Consider the following 18149-nt stretch of genomic DNA (forward strand, 5'->3'; position numbering starts at 1 on the left):
GTCAACGCATGGTGAATGTCGCAACAGTCGATTCGCAGTTACGGGGCTTTCGCGAGCGGGGCTACCTGGTCCTGCCGGGCTGGCTCCCGGACGACTTCGTCCAACGTCTCGCGCAGGAGGTGGACTTCTGGGTGGACACGGGCTGGCGGCAGCGATCGATCGATGCCTGTGGGCGTCCCGCCGACGGCGAGGGGCCCGAGGTCGTGGAGCTCGATCTGGCGGCACACGGCGAACTGGCCGTGCATCCACCGCTGTTGGAGCTGATCTCCCGCAACGAACTGCTCGGCCGCTCCTTCGTCTTCCACCATCTGCACAGCGACCGCCGCCCGTGCGCCGGTGGCGGCAAGAGCTGGCACCACGACTACGAGCAGCCGGCCGGCGGCGGACGCCGGCACCCGATGGTCCACGCCCTGCACTACATCCGCGGGTTGCGTCCGGGAATGGGCGGGCTGGCGGTGCTGCCCGGTTCCCACCGGGAGCCTCTCGGCAAGGACGCGCGCGGCCACCTGGGCACCGACGCGCTCCCGGGCGAGGTGCTGATCGACGACCTGCCGCCGGGATCGACCGTGATCCTGCACTCCGCCCTCTTCCACACCCGTCGGGCTCCTGTCGCGCCGGAGACCGGGGTGCGGTACATGATCGACGCCTCCTACTGCCGCACCGGCGTACAGTGGCCGCCGGTCAAGCCGTACTGGCGGCAGATCCTGAACGCCGCGAACCGCCGCGGTCTGGCCCGCGACCGCTGGCCGGAGCTGTTCGCCGCACGGCACTTCACGGAGTACGTCCGCCCGGCGGAAGGGGCAAGGGCATGAGGGTCCTGGAGGCCGTGCCGTTCGAGGCGGTGATGGAACACTTCTCGCGGCAGCACCCGCACGACCCGTCGGACGCGGCCAACTCCAATGACGAGGCCCTGCGCCACGTCACCAATGCGCAGCGCATCCTGCGGGGCCGCTGGCACAAGGTGCTCCTGGACGGGCCGGAGGTCCTGCGGGTGGTGCTCCCCTGGCACCTGGGCGAGGCCGGCGAGGTCGAGCTGGTCCCTCGCACGGGCCTCACGGTGACCGATGCCGCCCGTCGGCTGAGCCGTCTGCACGCCACCTACGCCACCACCAATCCGCTGTGCGCGGCCAAGCTCGCCCGGCAGACCGGCGCCCCGCCGCTGCCGCTCTTCCTGAGCACCGTGCCGATGCCCGGCCCCGACTACGAACTCCTGTCGGTGCGCCACGGCTTGATCCATCTGGACGGTCTGCACCGGATGCTCGCCTGGGCCACGGCCGGGCGCCTGACTCCGGGCCGCTGGACGCCGGCGTACGTCGCGGGGCTATCCCCGTCCGACGTAGGGCATGGCGCTGGGCATGACCAGGACCGACTGGATGTTCACGCCGAGCGGCAGGGCGGCCATCGCCCGGACCATGTCCACGACGTGGCGCACGTCCATCGTGGGCTCGACCCGCAGTGACCCGTCCGCCTGCCGCACGGCGGGCTGGGGCCGGTCCTCGGGGGTCACGTTGCCGATGTCGATCTGGCCGCAGGAGATGTCGAAGCGGCGGCCGTCGAGGGACAGCGATCGGGTCAGGCCGGCCACGGCGTGCTTGGCCGCGGTGAACGCGATCGAGTCCGGCCGCGGTACCTGGGAGGAGGGCGCGCCGTTGTTGATGATCCGTCCGCCGCAAGGGTCCTGGTGCTTCATCAACCGGAACGCGGCCTGCGAACAGAGGAAGGTGCCGGTGGCGATGGATCCCATGACCCGGTTCCAGTCCGCCGCGCTCACCTCCTCGACCGGGACGTACGGCATGGTGTCGGCGGCGTTGTTGAAGAGCAGGTCGAGCCGCCCGAACCGGTCCGCCACCGCGTCGAAGAGGGCTGCCACGGCGTCGGGGTCGGTGATGTCGGCCGCCATGGGGACGGCACGGTCACGCCGGTCGACCGGGGCGAGGGCGGCGGTCTTTTCAAGCCGTTCGACGCGACGCCCGACGAGCACCACCGTCCAGCCGTCGGCCAACAGGCCCAGCGCGCAGGCCCGCCCGATGCCGGTCCCCGCTCCCGTCACGATCGCGGTCTTCCTGACCATCCGTCATCTCCCTCTCCACAAAGCCCACTTGGGCGCGCCACCCGAGCGTGCCCACCGGCCCCACCCTCGAACCGGGAGCGACACATGATTGGCGACATCCAGGCACTGGGCGGCACCGAAGGCAGCCGCGCCTGGTACGAACGGGCACAGGCGTCCCTCGCCGGCGGCATCAGCTCCTCCGCCCGGCTGACCTCCACCGGTCCGCACCCGTACCCCCTGTACATGGCCGGCGGACGCGGCGCGCGGATCCGCGACGTCGACGGCAACGAGTACATCGACTACCTGGCCGCCTACGGCAGCGCCGTCCTCGGGCACGCTCCCTCGGTCCTCACCGATGCCCTGGAACCGGTGCTGCACGGCGGCACGATGTTCGGCACCTGCAACACCGCGGAGGTCGAACTCGCCGAACTCATACAGGAGATGGTTCCCTGCGCGGACCTGGTGCGGTTCGCCAACTCCGGCAGCGAGGCGGTCCAGGGGGCGGTCCGCGCCGCCCGCGGCCACACCGGGCGGACGAAGATCCTCAAGTTCGAGGGCCACTACCACGGCTGGACCGACGTGCTGGCCGTCTCCAACCGGCCCGGCGCCGACGAGGCCGGCCCCTACGACCACCCCCACCCCGTGCCGCACTCGCCGGGCATCCCGGCCGGAGTCGTGGACGACGTGGTGGTCTGCCCGTGGAACGACCCCGACGCCCTGCGCGCCGTGCTCGACGCCCACCGGGGCGAACTGGCCGCCGTCATCTGCGAGCCGATCGTCGCCAACAACGCCTGCACGATGCCCGCGCCCGGCTTCCTGGAACTGCTGCGCGAGGAGTGCACGCGGCGCGGCATCGTGCTGATCTTCGACGAGATCTGCACCGGCTTCCGGACCGCACCGGGCGGCGCGCAGACCCTGTTCGGCGTGGTTCCCGACCTCGCGACCTACTCCAAGGCCCTGGGCGGCGGTCTCCCCATCGCCGCCTTCGCCGGCCGGCGCGAGCTGATGGAACCGCTCGCCACCGGTCGTCTCAAGCACGGCGGGACCTACAACTCCTCCCCCCTGTGCGCCACCGCGGGCCTGGCCACCCTGCGGGAGTTGAACCGCCCCGAGGTCGTCGAGCACATCGACGCCACCGGCCGCCACATCATGGAGACCATCCGGCGGGCCGCCCACGACCGACGCGTGCCCTGCGCCGTCCAGGGCGTCGGCGCGCTCTTCCAGGTGGTGTTCACTCCCGGCGGTACCCCCACGACGCAGTACCGGGACCTCTTCGACGCCGACACCGCCCGCTACGCAGCCTTCCGCCACGAACTGCTCAAGCACGGCGTGCACACCAACGCCTACGGCCTGGCCTGCTGGTTCGTCTCCGCCGCCGTCACCGCCGACGACCTGGCGGCCACCTGCAAGGCCATCGAGCGGTCCTTCGACGCGCTGTCCGCCAAGTGACCTCCGATCACCGGACGTTCGGCCCCGCCCGGCCGCCGCCGCCGCGGCCGCATCGCGGAGGATGGTGCCCATGCGCGCACTCTTCGACCGCTCCGAGCCCCGTCGCGTCCTGCCGGGCGAGCACCCCGCGTGGGACCGGGCCCTCGCCCTCCTCGATCGCGACCTGACGGCGACCCTTCCCGAGCAGGGCCCCCTGCAACTGCTGGCCCTTCCGCCCCACGACGAGGACGGGCCGGAGAACGTCCACGTCGCCCCCACCGGAAGGGGCGACGGACGAGGTGAGGTCCACCACCTGACGCCGAGTCCCGCACCCGAACCGGCACCGAGAACGAGGCATGACTCCTGGCCCGCTCGCGGACGCGGTCGTGGACGGTCGAAGGACGCGTCAGCTGCCCCGAAGACCCACCGCCAGGGTCAGTTCGAGGACCCGGTGCGGCGAGGCGAGATCCGGGAACAGCTCCCGCAGCTGCGACATCCGGTACCGGACTGTCTGCGGATGGACGAACAACGCCGCCGCCACCTCGTCGCGCCTGCCCTGGTGCAGCAGCCACGCCCGCAACGTCTCCTCCAGCCGCCCTGCGGTCGCGGCAGGCAAGGCCCGCAGCGGCGCGAGGGCTCGGGCACGCAGGTCTGCGAACGCATCCACGTCCGCGCTCAGCACCAGCTCGGGCAGGTGGTCCTCGGTGTCGCGAATCTCGGCGGAGAGGGAGCGCGCGCGGACGGCCCGGGCGTACGACGCGGACGCACGAGTCCACGGCCGGGCCGGGCCGACCACGGCGGTGCGGTCGGTCAGCTGCCGCAAGAGGTGTGATCGGTCGGCGTCGGGGACGAGCAGCACACCGGTGGCGTCCGGCAGATCGTCGAGGACGAGAGTGCTCGGGTCGAGCCCGCGGTAGGCGGGCCGGGCCTGGGCGGCGGGCAGCAGGACCGCGGTCAGCGAAACCGGAGGCTGCCACCCGGCCCGTTGAACGGAGGCCAGCAGCACGTCCGGGCTCGCGCCGGCGAGGAGGTCGCGGGCCAGGTGTTCCAGGTGGCGCTCCTGGGCCCTGCCCCGGGCGGCCAGTTCGTCGGCATGGCCCGCGGCGCTCGCGGCGGAGAGCTCGTCGATGTAGGCGAAGGTCAGCTCGGCGAACTTGGCGACCCCGGCGGCGGGCAGACCTGCGGGCACGGCACCCGCTGCCAGGCATCGCCAGGCCACGCGGGCGCCGACGCGGTAGGCGCTGAGCAGAGCGTCCATCGAACGGCCGTCGCGCACCTCGCCGCGGCCCAGCTCGTAGGCTGCGTCACCGGCGTCGCCACCCGTGGCGTTCCCGCTCGCGAGGTCCAGGTAGTGCCCCAGGGCGGTGCGGACGGCTCGGCGGATGGTGCCGCCCATCCGGCCCGACAGGGCGTTGGCGTAGGGAGGGACCTCGTCGATGATCGCCTCGACGACCTCGTCGGCGGTGGCCGCCAGCGCGGCCCGCAGCGCGGTGACCGTCGTCTCGTCCAGGACCAGCTCACTGGCCCTCCGAATTGCATGGCTCACGTTTTTGTTCCCTGCGAACAATTCATCCGACCAGATTCACGTCCTACGGTCAGGACTTTACGCCCAGAGGCGCAGCAAGCTGGAGTCATGACGAGTGCAACCCTCCGCAGCAGAACGTGGCAACTGCTGGAGATGGTCACCACACCGCTGCTGCCGTCGGACTACCTCGACCTGGTCAGCCCGCTGCGTGCGGGCGCCGACCTGCGTGGGCGCATCGAGGCCGTGCAGCCCGAGACGGCTGACGCGGCGACCCTCGTGATCAGGCCGGGACGGGGCTGGCGCGGCCACACGGCCGGCCAGTACGTGCGGATCGGGGTCGACGTCGACGGGAGGCGCCTGTGGCGTGCCTACTCCATCACCTCGCCGACAGACCGTCAGGACGGCCGCATCACGATCACCGTGAAGGCGATCCCGGACGGCAAGGTCAGCAACCACCTCGTCCACAGGGCGCGACCGGGCACGCTGATCCGGCTCGACCAGCCGACCGGTGACTTCGTGCTGCCGCAGGCCAAGCCCGCCAAGGTGCTCCACCTGACGGCCGGCAGCGGCATCACGCCCGTGATGGGCATGCTGCGCGACACCGAGCTCGACGACGTCGTCCTGGTCCACTGCGCGCCGCAGCCGCAGGACGTGCTCTTCCGCAACGAACTGCACGGCCTGGTCGCGGGCAGGAAGCTGCGCCTCACCGAGGTGCACACCGCCACGGACGGCAGGCTCGACATCGCCCGTCTCGACGAACTCGTGCCCGACTGGGCCGAGCGCGAGACCTGGGCCTGCGGGCCCGAGGGCCTGCTCGACGCCGCAGAGGAGCACTGGACCGAGAACGGCGTCCGGGAGCGCCTGCGCACCGAACGCTTCCGCCCCCGCATCGTCGTCGCCGGCGACGGCGGCGAGGTCACGTTCAGCGCCACCGGCAGGACCGTCGACGCGGACGGCGCCACGCCGTTGCTGGACATCGGCGAGGAGGCCGGCGTGCTCATGCCCTCCGGGTGCCGCATGGGCATCTGCTTCGGCTGCGTCACGCCGCTCAAGGCGGGCGCCGTCCGCGACCTGCGCACCGGCGAGATCACCGAGGCCGAGCCGGGCGTCCTCATCCAGACCTGCGTGTCCGCCGCGGCGGGCCCCTGCGACATCGAACGGTAGAAGCGCCTTGACCGCCATCGACCCCACCGCCCACCTGACCGCGGAGCAGATCGAGGAGCTCGGCCGCGAGCTGGACGCGATCCGCGACGAGGTGCTCGCCGACCGCGGCGAGCAGGACGCCGCCTACATCCGCAAGGTCATCTCGGCGCAGCGCAAGCTCGAACTGGCCAGCAGGGGCGTGCTGCTGTTCTCGATCTTCCCGCCCGCGTGGCTGCTCGGCACCGCCGGCCTCTCCGTGGCGAAGATCATGGAGAACATGGAGATCGGCCACAACGTCCTGCACGGCCAGTGGGACTGGATGCGGGACCCGAAGATCCACTCCACCACCTGGGAGTGGGACCACGTCTCGCCGTCCGAGCAGTGGAAGCACTCGCACAACGAGCTGCACCACACGTACACCAACGTGATCGGCAAGGACAACGACCTCGGCTACGGCATCATGCGCGTCGACGAGGACCAGAAGTGGCACCCGCTCCACCTCGGCCAGCCGCTGTGGAACCTCGTCAACGCCTGCTTCTTCGAGTACGGCATCGCGGCGTACGACCTCGAACTCGGCAAGAACCTGCGCAAGCACCGCCGCAGGAACCCGGAGTTCCGCGCGCGGGCCAGGGCCGTGGGCCGCAAGATCCGCAAGCAGGTGCTCAAGGACTACGTGATCCACCCGCTGCTGTCGGGCCCGTCGTTCCTCACCACGCTCGCCGCCACGTTCACCGCGAACCTGGTCCGCAACATCTGGTCCCACTCGGTGATCATGTGCGGGCACTTCCCCGAGGGCGTACAGGTCTTCGAGCGCCGGTCGGTCGAGGGCGAGACGCGCGGCCAGTGGTACCTGCGCCAGATGATGGGCTCGGCGAACATCAGCGGCAGCAGGGCCATGCACTTCATGACGGGCAACCTGTCCCACCAGATCGAGCACCACCTGTTCCCGGACCTGCCGAGCAACCGGTACGCCGACGTCGCGGTGAAGGTGCGCGCGCTGTTCGAGAAGTACGAGCTGGAGTACGTCACCGGGCCGCTGCCCAAGCAGGTGTTCTCCGCGTGGCACAAGGTCTTCCGGCTCTCGCTGCCGAACAAGAAGCCCAAGGTCAGGACACCGGCCCGCGAGAAGGAGCTCGTCGCGTCCTGATCCCCGGTCCTGGTTCCCCGGGCAACGACAGCCGCACGGGAGCCCTCGCCGCGCTCGCCGGCCCGCCTCGTCAGCGGGCGCGGAGGGCCGGGTGGTCGGCGACGACGGTGCAGCTGCCGGGGGCGATCTCGGTGAAGCCGGCGTCGCGGACCACCGGGAGGCGGCCGTCGGTGAGGGTGGGCCAGTCGGCGGCGGAGGCCTTCCTGACGGCCAGTGGGAAACCGCTTTCCGCCCACTCCTTGCGCTGCGCGTCGTCCAGTTGCCACCAGGCGAGCTGCGCGGCGTGGCCGGTCTGCGCCATGGTCTTGCCGGCGCTCATCTCCAGCTCCGGGTTGAGCCACAGCACGGGGACGCCGTCGGGTGCGGGGCCGGGCGGGTCGGTGTCGTCGAGTTCGGTGCCCGAGACCTGCAGCTTGGCGAGTTCCTTGGGCCAGCCGTCCAGCGGGATCGGCGGGAAGACCCGCACCTCGGCGCTCTCGCCGGTGACGGTGATGCCGGGCAGTTCGCCGGCCTTGCGCCACTCGCCGCCGCGGGCCCGCCGCACGACCTTGCGGATCCGGGCGTCCTCCCAGGCCCGGACGCGTTCCGCCCACTCGCCGTCGTCGGCCGTGACCCGCAGGTCGGACAGCAGGGTGAGCACGGCGCGCGCGGAGGTCTCCAGGGCGTCGGTCCGGCCGGGCGGGGTGGCCCGCTCCAGGCGCACCACCAGCGGCAGCACGTACTGGTCGTGGGAGTCCCGGTCCTCGGCACCGCCGCCGACCGCGGGAGCCGCGGCGGGAACAGCGGCCGGAGCTGCGGCCGAAGCTGCGGCAGGAGTGGCGGCGTCGGGGGCCTCGGCAGTCGGTTCGTTCGGTGAGCTCACTCGTCCAGCATGCCAGTTCAGCGCCGGTAGCCCCGCCCGGGGTCACGCTCCTCGGCGTCCTGGTAACCGAGGAACCAGCCCTCGGGGTGGGTGGCGGCGAGGAGTTGGTCGATCCGCTCCCCGGTGTCCAGGCCGTCGTCCTCGTCCTCCTCGGGGCCGTAGACGCCGAAGAGTTCGTCGCCGCAGCCGTCCCAGTCGTAGTCGTACAGGTCGGCGGGCAGGTCGCCCATCATGTCGGCCACGGACTCGGGTTGGGAGCCGAGCAGCAAGCGGGCGTCGGCGAGCGCGAGGCGCAGCGCGACGTCCTCGGCGAGGCTGCGGGGCAGTGGCCACTCGCCGAGGGCGAGGTCGTCGGCGAGGTCGTCGAAGGCGCGGGCGAAGGCGCGTCGCCAGCCGCGGTGCAGGTTCCAGGTGCGTTGCTGGAGGCGGCCGAAGACGGTCCAGTCTCCGTCGTCGACGACGGTGACGGGGTCGTCGCCGTGTTCGTCGAGGTCTTCGTAGGCGGCGTCGGAGAGGCTGATCAGCTGGGTGTGCAGCAGGCACGCGGTGCGCGGGGTGAGGGTCCAGTCACCGGTGTCGCTGTCGTCGTCGAGCGGGAAGAGTTCGGCGAAGTCGGGGGCGAAGTCGTCGGTGACGCTGATCTCCAGGGTGCCGCCGAGGGCTTCGATGCCGGGGATGGCGGCGACCAGCCGGTCGGGGTGGAGCAGTGCGCCGAGGGCCGCGTTGGGGTCCTCGGAGACTTCCCGCAGCAGTTGGCGGCGCTGCCCGTCGGGGTCGATCCCGGCGAAGTCGAGGTCTTCGACGGCCGCTTGCGCGGCGGCCCGCAGCGCCGGCCAGTCGGTGATCCGGATGCCCAGCACCACGGTGGCCTCGATCTCCTGCGCGCCGGAGTCCTCTGCCGCGCCCGGCCCTTGTGGATGATCGCTTCGCTCGCCCATGCCTCAAGGTTGACAAACCCGGGGGTCCGGTGTCCATCTGCTCTCCGGATCCGGTGCCGAAGGGACTTGCCCGAACCGTGCGGAATACGCTTTCCCGGCGTGCCGGACCGGAGTGCGGACCGGGCGTTGACGGAAGGTGGAGCACATGAGTGAACTGAACGATTTCGGCGGCGGCCAGGACCCGTCCGGCGGCGTGCTGGTGGTCACCACCAACGATGTGCCGGGCTACAAGGTGGATCGGGTGATCGGTGAGGTGTTCGGGCTGACGGTCCGTTCGCGGCACATCGGCTCGCAGATCGGCGCGGGCCTGAAGTCGCTGATGGGCGGCGAGTTGAAGGGTCTCACCAAGACGCTGGTGGAGACCCGGAACCAGGCGATGGACCGGCTGGTCGAGCAGACCCGGGCGCGCGGCGGCAACGCCGTGCTGATGATGCGCTTCGACGTGACGGAGGCCGCGGACGTCGGCACGGAGGTGTGCGCGTACGGCACCGCGGCGATCATCTCCCCGATCGGCTGACCTGATCAACTGACCTCGGACAACGGTCGCAGACGACCACAGGCCGGTCGTCTCGTCCGACAGTCGGCCGATCCGACAGTCGGTAAAGCGGTTGACACTGCTCACGGGTGCATTGGAGCCTCGCTGCCGGACCTTCCCGCGCACCGCCAGGAGCACCCGTGAGCACTCCGTTGAACCCCGTCACCCCGCCGCCCGGCCCGAGGGTCGCGTACGCCACCTGCCGGGGCATCGAGGACGTCGAGCTGCTCCCCGTGCTGGCCGCGTTCGCCCGGGCCGGGGTGGCCGCGGAGGCCGTGTTCTGGGACGACCCGGAGGTTGACTGGGGCGGCTACCAGCTGGTGCTGATCCGCAGCGTCTGGGACTACATCCTGTACCGGGACGCGTTCCTGGCCTGGTCCCGCCGGACGGCCGCGCTGACCCGGGTGGCCAACCCGGTGTCGGTGCTGGAGCGCAACACCGACAAGACCTACCTGCGCGACCTGGCCGGGGCCGGGGTGCCGATCGTCCCCACCGTCTGGGTCGCCCCGGGCGAGGAACTCACCGGCGCCGACTGGCCGGAGCTGGTGGTGAAGCCGACGGTCTCCTCCGGCGCCCGCGACACCGTGCGCACCGCCGACCGCGCCGAGGCCGTCGCGCACGTCGCCGCCCTCACCGCCGCCGGCCGCACCGCGATGGTGCAGCCGTACCTGCCGATGGTCGAGGTCGAGGGCGAGACCTCCCTGCTGTTCCTGGGCGGTGAGTTCAGCCACGCGGTGCGCCGCGGCCCGATGCTCGGCGGCGGCTTCGAGGACGCCGCCCGCGAGCCCGACGCCGACCAACTCGCCCTCGCCGAACGGGTTCTGGCGGCCGTCCCGGAGCGCGACGAGCTGCTGTACGCCCGGGTCGACCTGGTGCGGCTGCCGGACGGGCGGCCGGTGCTGATCGAGCTCGAACTCACCGAGCCCCGGCTGTTCCTGGACCTGCGCCCGGACGGCCCGGAGGCGCTGGCCGCCGCCGCGCTGCGCCTGCTGCCGGGCGGCGGGAACACCCGTCCGCGGGGCGTTGTTCCACGGCCGTGACCATTGACCGCGCAACGATCGCTCCCGAAGGGCCGACCCGCGAGGATCCGACCCCCGAGGATCCGACCCCCGAGGGGCCTGCCCGCGAGGTGGACGCGCTGGTGATCGGCGCGGGCCAGGCGGGCCTGTCCGCCGCCTACCACCTGCGCCGCCGCGGCTTCGCCCCGTACACCGGCTTCGTGGTGCTGGACGCGGACGACGCCCCCGGCGGCGCCTGGGCGCACCGTTCCCCGTCGTTGACGATGGCCACCGTGCACGGCTTCCACGACCTGCCCGACTTCGACCTGCCCGCCACCGACCCGGCCACCGAGGCCCGGGTCGCCGTGCCGGGCTACTTCGCCGCGTACGAGGCCCGGCACGCCCTGCCGGTGGTGCGGCCGGTGAAGGTCCTCGCGGTGCGCGACCGGCCGGACGGGCGGCTGCTGGTCGAGACCGATTCCGGCAGCTGGATCACCCGGGCGCTGCTGAACGCCACCGGCACCTGGACGCGGCCGTTCCTGCCGCGCTACCCGGGCCGCTTCGCGGGCCGCCAGCTGCACTACGCGGACTACCGGGGCCCGGCGGAGTTCGCGGGCCTGCGCGTGCTGGTGGTCGGCGGCGGCGCGTCGGCGATCCAGGTGCTGTCGGAGGTGGGTGCGGTCGCCGGGACGGTGTGGGTGACGCGGACCGAGCCGGTGGTCCACCGGGGGCCGTTCACCCCGGAGTACGGCCGCGAGGTGGTGGCCAGGGTGGCGGAGCGGGTCGAGGCGGGCCTGCCGGTGCGCAGCGTGGTCTCGGTGACGGGCCTGGGCCCGAGCGTCGCCTACCGCCGGGCCGAGGAGCTCGGCGTGCTGAACCGCCGGCCGATGTTCGACCGCCTCACCGAACACGGGGTCGCCTGGGGCGACCGGGAGTTGCCGGTGGACGCGATCATCTGGGCGACGGGTTTCCGCGCCGAGCTCACCCACCTCGCGCCGCTGGCGCTGCGCGGCCCGGGCGGCGGCATCCGGATGTCGGGCACGCACGTCGCCGACGACCCGCGCGTCCACCTGCTGGGCTACGGTCCGTCGGCGTCCACGGTGGGCGCCAACCGGGCCGGTCGCGCAGCGGTCAACGAGATCGTCCACCTGCTGCGCGACAGCGAGCCCGCACCGGCCCTCGGGTAGGGCCTGTCCGGCCGACCTTGCCGCACCGGCCCTGGTGTAGCGCGGGTCAGCGGTCGTAGTCCACGGTGACCTGGTCGGAGACCGGCCGGGCCTGGCAGGTCAGCACGTAGCCGGCGGCGAGTTCGGACTCCTCCAGCGCGAAGTTGCGGCGCATCTCGACCTTGCCCTCGCACAGCAGCGCCCGGCAGGTGCCGCAGACGCCGCCCTTGCACGCGAACGGCAGGTCGGGGCGGGCGCGTTGGGCGCCGTCCAGGATGGAACGGTCGCGCGGCAGGGCGAGCGTGCTGGAGCGCCCGTCGAGCACCAGCGTGACCTCGCTGGCCGCGGCGTCGGGGACGGGTTCCAGGTGCCGTTCCTCGGCCTGTTCGTCCTCGGCGTGGAACAGCTCCTGGTGCACCCGCCCGGCGGGGACGCCGAGTTCGGCGAGCAGGTCCTTCGTGCCGGCCACCATGCCCAGCGGCCCGCACAGCCACCAGTGGTCGACCGCGGGGACGTCCACCAGGGCCTCCAGCAGCGCCTTGACCCGGTCGGGGTCGAGGCGGCCGCTGAGCAGTTCGGCGTCCCGGCTCTCCCGGGACAGCACGTGGACCAGTTGGAAGCGGCCCAGGTGGACGTCCTTCAGGTCGGCCAGCTCGTCGGCGAACATCACGGTGTCGCTGCGCCGGTTGCCGTACAGCAGGGTGACCCGCGCGTCGGGGTGGCCGGCCAGCACGGAGGCGGCGATGGACAGCATCGGGGTGATCCCGGAGCCCGCCGCGATCAGCACGTGCTCGCCGGGCTCGGCCGGGTCGGCGGTGAACATCCCGCTGGGGGGCAGGACTTCGACCGTCTCGCCGACCGCGGCCTGGTCGACCAGCCAGTGCGAGAACAGCCCGCCGGGCACCTCGCGGACGGCGATCCGCAGCGGCCCGCCGACCGGCGAGCACAGCGAGTACGAGCGGCGCTCGTCCACCCCGTCGACGATCCGGCGCAGCGTCAGCGTCTGCCCGGGCTTGAACGTGAACTCCTCGGCCAGCGCGGGCGGGACCTCGAAGGTCACCGCGACGGCGTCCTCGCAGAGCCGTTCCAGGTTGCCGATCGGCAGCGGGTGGAACTGCGGGCGGCGGGCGGCCATCAGATCTCCTTGATCCGGTCGAAGGGTTCGCGGCAACTGCGGCACCGCCACAGCGACTTGCAGGCGGTGGAGCCGAACCGGGACAGCTCCTCGGTGTCGCTGGATCCGCACTGCGGGCAGTGCACGGCCAGCCGGGTCGGGCCGAGTGTCAACAGCCCGCCGGGAACCGGCGGGGCGATGCCGGACTCGGCGAGCTTGCGGCGGCCCTCGGCGCTGATCCGGTCGCTCGACCACGGCGGGTCGATCCGCAGCCGCACCTCGACGTGCTCGAATCCGGCCGCGCGCAGCCGCCGGGCGACGTCGCCGGCCATCTCGGCGACCGCCGGGCAGCCGGAGTAGGTGGGGGTGATCCAGGCGGTGACCGTCCCGTCGTGCTCCTCGACGTCGGCGAGGATGCCCAGGTCGGCCAGGGTGAGCATGGGCAGTTCGGGGTCGGGCACGGCGGCGGCGACCTCCCTGGCCCGTTCGACGGTGGTCACCATGTCGCCCCCGGGTGCGCCCTGGCGACCACCTGGAGCTCCGCCAGCAGCGGGCCGAGCTCCTCGGTGTGCACGCCGTGCCGCCCGGCCCGCCCGTTCACGTACGCCCGCGGCGCGGCCTCGGGCACGCTCAGCGTGGCCTCGCCCAACACCCCTGCGAGACGGTCCAGTACGGGTTCGCGCAGCTGCAACGGGTCGACGCCGAGCCGCAGTTCGACCTCGTGCGGGGTGAACAGCTCGTCCAGCCACGGCCACAGCGCGTCCAGCGCGTCCTGCATCCGCTGCCGCGAGAGCTCCGTGCCGTCGCCGAGCCGCAGCACCCAGGACTGCGCGTACTCCCGGTGGTACGCCAACTCCTTGACGCCGAGCGCCGCGACGGCGGCCAGCACCGGGTCGGCGTGGTCGGCGAGCCGGCGGTACAGCTCCTCGCGGGCGGTGGCGAACATCAGCAGGCGGGCCACGCACTGGGCGAAGTCGCCGTTCTCCAGCTCCACCAGCCGCACGTTGCGGTAGTCGAACTCGTCGCGCCAGTAGGCGAGTTCGTCCTCGTTGCGACCGGTGCCGTCGAGCTGACCGGCCCGGGTGAGCAGTCGGCGGGCCTGCCCGAGCAGGTCGAGGCCGAGGTTGGCGAGCGCGACCTCCTCCTCCAACTCCGGTGCGCGGGTGACCCATTGGATCAGCCGCTGGGACAGCACCAGTGCGTCGTCGCCCAGCATCAGGCAGTACGCCGCGAGGTCCGCCGGGTCGATGCCCGGCGGCGGCGCGGCGTCCACGCCCAGCAGCGGATCGGCGAACCCCGTGCCGTAGGCCCAGCGGGCCTCGCCGTCCGGCTCACCCGCGGCGTCGGACAGTGAGAGGTACACGTGGTCGTCGGTCATGTCGCCTTCCCTGCTTGATCACTGACGGTGCGTCAGATGTGCGGAACGCCCTCGGGGATCGGGTAGAACGTGGGGTGCCGGTACACCTTGTCGCCGCTCGGCGCGAAGAACGGGTCCTGCTCGTCCGGGCTGGACGCGGTGATCGCGTCCGAGCGGACCACCCACAGGCTCACCCCCTCGTTGCGCCGGGTGTACAGGTCCCGTGCCGCCAGCAGCGCCATCCGGTCGTCCGCCGCGTGCAGCGATCCCACGTGCACGTGGTTCAGACCCCGTCGCGGCCGCACGAACACCTCGTACAGCGGCCAGGACGCCCGTTCCCCGCTCATTCCGCACTCCCCTTCCGCGCCGCGTGCTTGGCCGCGTACGCCGACGCCGCCTCGCGCACCCAGGCGCCGTCCTCGTGGGCGGCGCGCCGCCGGTCGATCCGCTGCGCGTTGCACGGCCCCTGGCCCTTGATCACCTGCATCAGCTCCGACCAGTCCGGCTCGCCGAAGTCCCAGCTGCCGCGTTCCTCGTTCCAGGCGAGCGCCGGGTCGGGCAGTGTCACCCCGAGGTGCTCGGCCTGCGGAACGGTCATGTCGACGAAGCGCTGCCGCAGGTCGTCGTTGCTGTGCCGCTTGATCCGCCACGCCATCGACCGCTCGCTGTTCGGCGACGCCCCGTCCGGAGGGCCGAACATCATCAGCGACGGCCACCACCAGCGGTCCACCGCGTCCTGCACCATCCGGCGCTGCGCCTCGGTGCCGGCCATCATCGTCATCAGCAGCTCGTAGCCCTGCCGCTGGTGGAAGGACTCCTCCTTGCAGATCCGCACCATCGCCCGCGCGTACGGCCCGTAGCTGCACCGGCAGAGCGGCACCTGGTTGCAGATCGCCGCGCCGTCCACCAGCCAGCCGATCACGCCGACGTCGGCGAACGTCAGCGTCGGGTAGTTGAAGATCGACGAGTACTTCTGCCGCCCGTCGATCAGCTTCTCGGTCAGCTCGGCCCGGTCCACGCCGAGCGTCTCCGCCGCCGCGTACAGGTACAGCCCGTGCCCGGCCTCGTCCTGCGCCTTCGCCAGCAGGATCGCCTTGCGCCGCAGCGACGGCGCCCGGGTCAGCCAGTTGCCCTCCGGCTGCATCCCGATGATCTCCGAGTGGGCATGCTGCGCGATCTGCCGCACCAGCGTCGCCCGGTACGCCTCCGGCATCCAGTCCCGGGGCTCCACCCGCTGTTCGTTGGCGATCACCGCCTCGAACCGCGACTGTGCTTCCGCGGTTGCCTCCACCACCCACCTCCCGACTGACCGTTCGGTCGGTTCCATTCTGTACACAGGGCGCACCCCGTGACAAGCACGGTCACGAAACCGGCGGCGCGGGCAGCCGCACGGTGAACACCGATCCCTCCCCCACCGTGCTGGCCACCCGGACCTCGCCCCCGTGCAGCTCCACGATCTTGCGCACGATCGCGAGCCCGAGCCCGCTCCCCCCGCTGCGCCGACTGCGCGACCTCTCCGCCCGCCAGAACCGCTCGAACACCAGCGGCAGGTCCTCCGCCGCGATCCCGCTGCCCGTGTCCGCGACCTCGATCAGCACCGCGTCCGTCCCGCGCCGCGCCCGCAGCGCCACGCTGCCGCCCGCCGGCGTGTACCGGACGGCGTTGGACACCAGGTTCCCCAGCGCCTGCCGCAGCCGCACCGGATCCGCGAACACCTCCGGCGCCTCCGCCTCGACGGTCAGCGCCACCTCGCCCGCCCGGGCCCCGTGCGCGCTCGCGACCTGCCCCAACATCTCTTCCACGTCCACGAGTTCGCGGTACAGCACGAGCTCCCCCGCGTCGGCCGCCGCCAGGTCCCGCAGGTCGTCGATCAGGTGCTGCAGCAGCATCGCCTCCTCCAGCAGCGAACCCGTCAACGCCCGGTCGGCGGTCGCCACCCCGTCCTCCACGGCCTCCAGCCACCCGCGGATGTTGCTGAGCGGCGTGCGCAGCTCGTGCGCGATGTCGCCGACCATCGCCTTGCGCAGCTCCTCCAGCTGCCCCCGCCGCTCCGCCATCGCGTTGAACGCGGCCGCGAGCCCGGAGATCTCGTTCCGCCCGGTCACCCGCACCCGCGCCGTGAGGTCCCCGTCGGCCATCCGCCGGGCCGCGTGGGTGAGCGCGTGCAGCGGCTTGGACAGCCGGAGCCCGACCGCCACGGTGACCGCCACCGTCACCGCCAGCACCAGCGCCGACACCTCGGTGACCCGCCCGGGGTGGGCGGCGGTCAGCACGGGCGGCCCACCGGAGGAGGCGGCGGCCGGCGTGCCGACGAACAGCAGCACGGGCGGCGCCACGTACTGGACGAGCTGCTGCCGCCGGGCGTTGGTGACGCACGCGGACGTCGCCCGGTCCTGCCCGGAGTCGTCGGGCGCCCCGTCCGGCCCGAGCGACAGCGTGACGGGCCGGAGCTGCCGGCGCGCCAGGCAGGCGTTGGCGAGGTCGGTGAGGTCGGCCAGGGCGGCGGCCTCGGTGCGGGTGGGGGCGCTCACCACCAGGGGGGTCGTGCAGCGCCTGCCGAGGGTCCGGCCGTCGGCGGTGCGCAGCTGCGGCCGCCCGGCGAGGTCGTCCACGACGGTCGCCTCGACGCCGAGCAGCGAGCGCACGCAGCCGGCCTGCTGCTCCAGCTCGTTCCGCAGCGCCTCGTGCTCCTCCGCCGTCAGCCGGAACGGCCCCACCGCCCGGGCGTCGATCCGGTCGGCGGGCGCGTCGGGCAGCATCGCGAGGTCGACGGAGAGCGGGTCGACGATGGCCGTCGGCGTCCGGTCCGCCGCGAGGCCCTGGGCGGGCGGCCCGCCGGCCGCCGAGTCGACGACCTGCTCGAAGCGCGGCGTGGCGAGGACGATGCGCTGCCCGGTGGCGGCCGCGAGCTGCCGCACGGTGTCCTGCGCGCCGCTCCAGTCGGGGTGGGTGGCGGCGTAGCCGAGCAGCTGCCGGTAGATCCGGGTGTGGTCCGCGACGGCCTGGGTCTGTTCCTGCTGGATCGCGCCGGTGGTGGTGCGGGCGGCCAGCCAGGCCGTCGCGGCGATGGAACAGAGCGACACCAGCGCGGAGAGGGCGAGCAGCCGGGCGGTCAGGCTGCGGCGCAGCGGGGTTTCACGGCGCAAGGCGCGGCACCTCGGCGATCTTGTAGCCGATGCCGTAGACGGTCAGCAGGGTGGTGGGGCGGCGTGGCTGCGGCTCGATCTTGCGGCGCAGGTTCATCACGTGGGTGTCGACGGTGCGGGCGGTGGTGTACCGGTCGATGCCGTTCAGGTGTTCCAGCAGTTGGGCCCGGGTGAAGACCCGGCCGGGCCGGCCGGCCAGCACCTCCAGCAGCCGGAACTCGGCGGGCGTGCAGTCGACGGGCCGTCCGTGCGCGGTGATTTCGTGGCGCAGCGGGTCGACGGTCAGCGGCCCGACGCTCAGTACCCCCGTCGCCGGGCCCTCGCGGATCGCGGCGGCGGAGCCGCGGCGCAGCAGCGCGCGGACCCGGGCGACGAGTTCGCGGGGGCTGTAGGGCTTGGTGAGGTAGTCGTCGGCGCCGAGGTCGAGGCCGAGCAGCAGGTCGTCCTCGGCGGTGCGGGCGGTCAGCATCAGGACCGGCAGGGCGGACTCGGCGCGCAGGGCCCGGCAGACGTCGAGGCCGTCGAGCTCGGGCATCATCACGTCCAGGACCAGGAGTTGGGCCGTTCCGAGGCGGGCCTCGCGGAGCGCGGCGCGGCCGTCGTGGACGACGACGACCTGGTGTCCTTCGCGTTCCAGGTACCGGCGGACGAGGTCGGCCTGCTTGGGGTCGTCCTCGGCGACGACGACATGTGCACACATGCCGATGATCGTAGAACGGCCTGCACTTGACGGTCCGTCG

Annotated in this window: 18 protein-coding genes and 1 pseudogene; 8 read left to right on the top strand and 11 right to left on the bottom strand. The window is 72.7% G+C overall.

Annotated elements, in window-relative coordinates; all coding sequences use genetic code 11:
• The first annotated feature begins 8 nt into the window (after positions 1-8).
• The gene (locus tag ACFV4P_RS08470) at positions 9-812 is read left to right on the top strand and encodes a phytanoyl-CoA dioxygenase family protein (protein WP_380468667.1); all 804 of its coding nucleotides are present in this window, start codon (positions 9-11) and stop codon (positions 810-812) included.
• 32 nt (positions 813-844) lie between these two features.
• Positions 845-1279, top strand: a pseudogene (locus ACFV4P_RS08475) (DUF6309 family protein); the annotation flags it as partial.
• Between the two features lie 42 nt (positions 1280-1321).
• Here ACFV4P_RS08475 and ACFV4P_RS08480 read toward each other — a convergent pair.
• Positions 1322-2071 (bottom strand): SDR family oxidoreductase, encoded by a 750-nt coding sequence (locus ACFV4P_RS08480; protein ID WP_380468669.1) that lies wholly within the window; start codon positions 2069-2071, stop codon positions 1322-1324.
• 84 nt (positions 2072-2155) lie between these two features.
• On the opposite strand from ACFV4P_RS08480, the gene ACFV4P_RS08485 reads away from it, so the two are divergent.
• Positions 2156-3499 (top strand): aspartate aminotransferase family protein, encoded by a 1344-nt coding sequence (locus ACFV4P_RS08485; RefSeq protein ID WP_380468671.1) that lies wholly within the window; start codon positions 2156-2158, stop codon positions 3497-3499.
• Between the two features lie 385 nt (positions 3500-3884).
• Here the strand turns inward: ACFV4P_RS08485 and ACFV4P_RS08490 are convergent, their stop codons facing one another.
• A complete protein-coding gene (locus tag ACFV4P_RS08490) occupies positions 3885-5024 on the bottom strand; it encodes a PucR family transcriptional regulator (protein WP_380468674.1) in 1140 nt (379 codons plus the stop codon).
• A gap of 87 nt (positions 5025-5111) precedes the next feature.
• On the opposite strand from ACFV4P_RS08490, the gene ACFV4P_RS08495 reads away from it, so the two are divergent.
• Positions 5112-6167: a ferredoxin reductase gene (locus tag ACFV4P_RS08495; RefSeq protein ID WP_380468676.1), complete on the top strand. Its 1056-nt coding sequence runs from the start codon at positions 5112-5114 to the stop codon at positions 6165-6167.
• 7 nt (positions 6168-6174) lie between these two features.
• On the top strand, positions 6175-7293 hold the full coding sequence (locus ACFV4P_RS08500) for a fatty acid desaturase family protein (RefSeq protein ID WP_380468678.1): 1119 nt from the start codon (positions 6175-6177) through the stop codon (positions 7291-7293).
• Positions 7294-7363: 70 nt separating this feature from the next.
• On the opposite strand, the gene ACFV4P_RS08505 is transcribed toward ACFV4P_RS08500, so the two are convergent.
• Positions 7364-8155: an aminoacyl-tRNA hydrolase gene (locus ACFV4P_RS08505; RefSeq protein ID WP_380468680.1), complete on the bottom strand. Its 792-nt coding sequence runs from the start codon at positions 8153-8155 to the stop codon at positions 7364-7366.
• 17 nt (positions 8156-8172) lie between these two features.
• A complete protein-coding gene (locus ACFV4P_RS08510) occupies positions 8173-9093 on the bottom strand; it encodes a hypothetical protein (protein ID WP_380468682.1) in 921 nt (306 codons plus the stop codon).
• A 145-nt stretch (positions 9094-9238) separates the two neighbouring features.
• Here ACFV4P_RS08510 and ACFV4P_RS08515 point away from each other — a divergent pair, with 145 nt between their 5' ends.
• The 3 genes from ACFV4P_RS08515 (at position 9239) to ACFV4P_RS08525 (ending at position 11813) form a co-directional block, all read left to right on the top strand.
• Complete coding sequence (locus ACFV4P_RS08515) at positions 9239-9610, top strand: YbjQ family protein (RefSeq protein WP_380468684.1); 372 nt, start codon at positions 9239-9241, stop codon at positions 9608-9610.
• 158 nt (positions 9611-9768) lie between these two features.
• Positions 9769-10668, top strand: coding sequence for a RimK family alpha-L-glutamate ligase (locus ACFV4P_RS08520; protein WP_380468686.1), 900 nt, complete (start codon positions 9769-9771; stop codon positions 10666-10668).
• Between the two features lie 89 nt (positions 10669-10757).
• Complete coding sequence (locus tag ACFV4P_RS08525) at positions 10758-11813, top strand: NAD(P)-binding domain-containing protein (RefSeq protein ID WP_380469131.1); 1056 nt, start codon at positions 10758-10760, stop codon at positions 11811-11813.
• A 46-nt stretch (positions 11814-11859) separates the two neighbouring features.
• On the opposite strand, the gene paaE is transcribed toward ACFV4P_RS08525, so the two are convergent.
• Genes paaE through ACFV4P_RS08560 form a run of 7 tightly spaced genes read right to left on the bottom strand, consistent with a single transcriptional unit; the run spans position 11860 to position 18109 of the window.
• Positions 11860-12927: a 1,2-phenylacetyl-CoA epoxidase subunit PaaE gene (paaE, locus tag ACFV4P_RS08530; RefSeq protein WP_380468688.1), complete on the bottom strand. Its 1068-nt coding sequence runs from the start codon at positions 12925-12927 to the stop codon at positions 11860-11862.
• A complete protein-coding gene (paaD, locus tag ACFV4P_RS08535; protein WP_380468690.1) occupies positions 12927-13409 on the bottom strand; it encodes a 1,2-phenylacetyl-CoA epoxidase subunit PaaD in 483 nt (160 codons plus the stop codon). Before paaD ends, paaE begins: the two co-directional genes overlap by 1 nt.
• Positions 13403-14284 carry a 1,2-phenylacetyl-CoA epoxidase subunit PaaC gene (paaC, locus tag ACFV4P_RS08540; RefSeq protein WP_380468692.1) on the bottom strand — a complete coding sequence of 294 codons (882 nt, stop codon included), beginning with the start codon at positions 14282-14284 and terminating at the stop codon, positions 13403-13405. The genes paaD and paaC overlap by 7 nt, the downstream gene beginning before the upstream one ends.
• A 32-nt stretch (positions 14285-14316) precedes the next feature.
• The gene (gene paaB / locus ACFV4P_RS08545) at positions 14317-14610 is read right to left on the bottom strand and encodes a 1,2-phenylacetyl-CoA epoxidase subunit PaaB (RefSeq protein WP_380468694.1); all 294 of its coding nucleotides are present in this window, start codon (positions 14608-14610) and stop codon (positions 14317-14319) included.
• Positions 14607-15590, bottom strand: coding sequence for a 1,2-phenylacetyl-CoA epoxidase subunit PaaA (paaA, locus tag ACFV4P_RS08550; RefSeq protein WP_380468695.1), 984 nt, complete (start codon positions 15588-15590; stop codon positions 14607-14609). The genes paaB and paaA overlap by 4 nt, the downstream gene beginning before the upstream one ends.
• A 34-nt stretch (positions 15591-15624) precedes the next feature.
• Positions 15625-17409, bottom strand: coding sequence for a sensor histidine kinase (locus ACFV4P_RS08555; RefSeq protein WP_380468697.1), 1785 nt, complete (start codon positions 17407-17409; stop codon positions 15625-15627).
• On the bottom strand, positions 17399-18109 hold the full coding sequence (locus tag ACFV4P_RS08560) for a response regulator transcription factor (protein ID WP_380468699.1): 711 nt from the start codon (positions 18107-18109) through the stop codon (positions 17399-17401). Before ACFV4P_RS08560 ends, ACFV4P_RS08555 begins: the two co-directional genes overlap by 11 nt.
• Positions 18110-18149: the final 40 nt, after the last annotated feature.

Origin of the sequence: Kitasatospora sp. NPDC059795 (assembly GCF_042732175.1) — a bacterium.
Lineage (GTDB): Bacteria > Actinomycetota > Actinomycetes > Streptomycetales > Streptomycetaceae > Kitasatospora.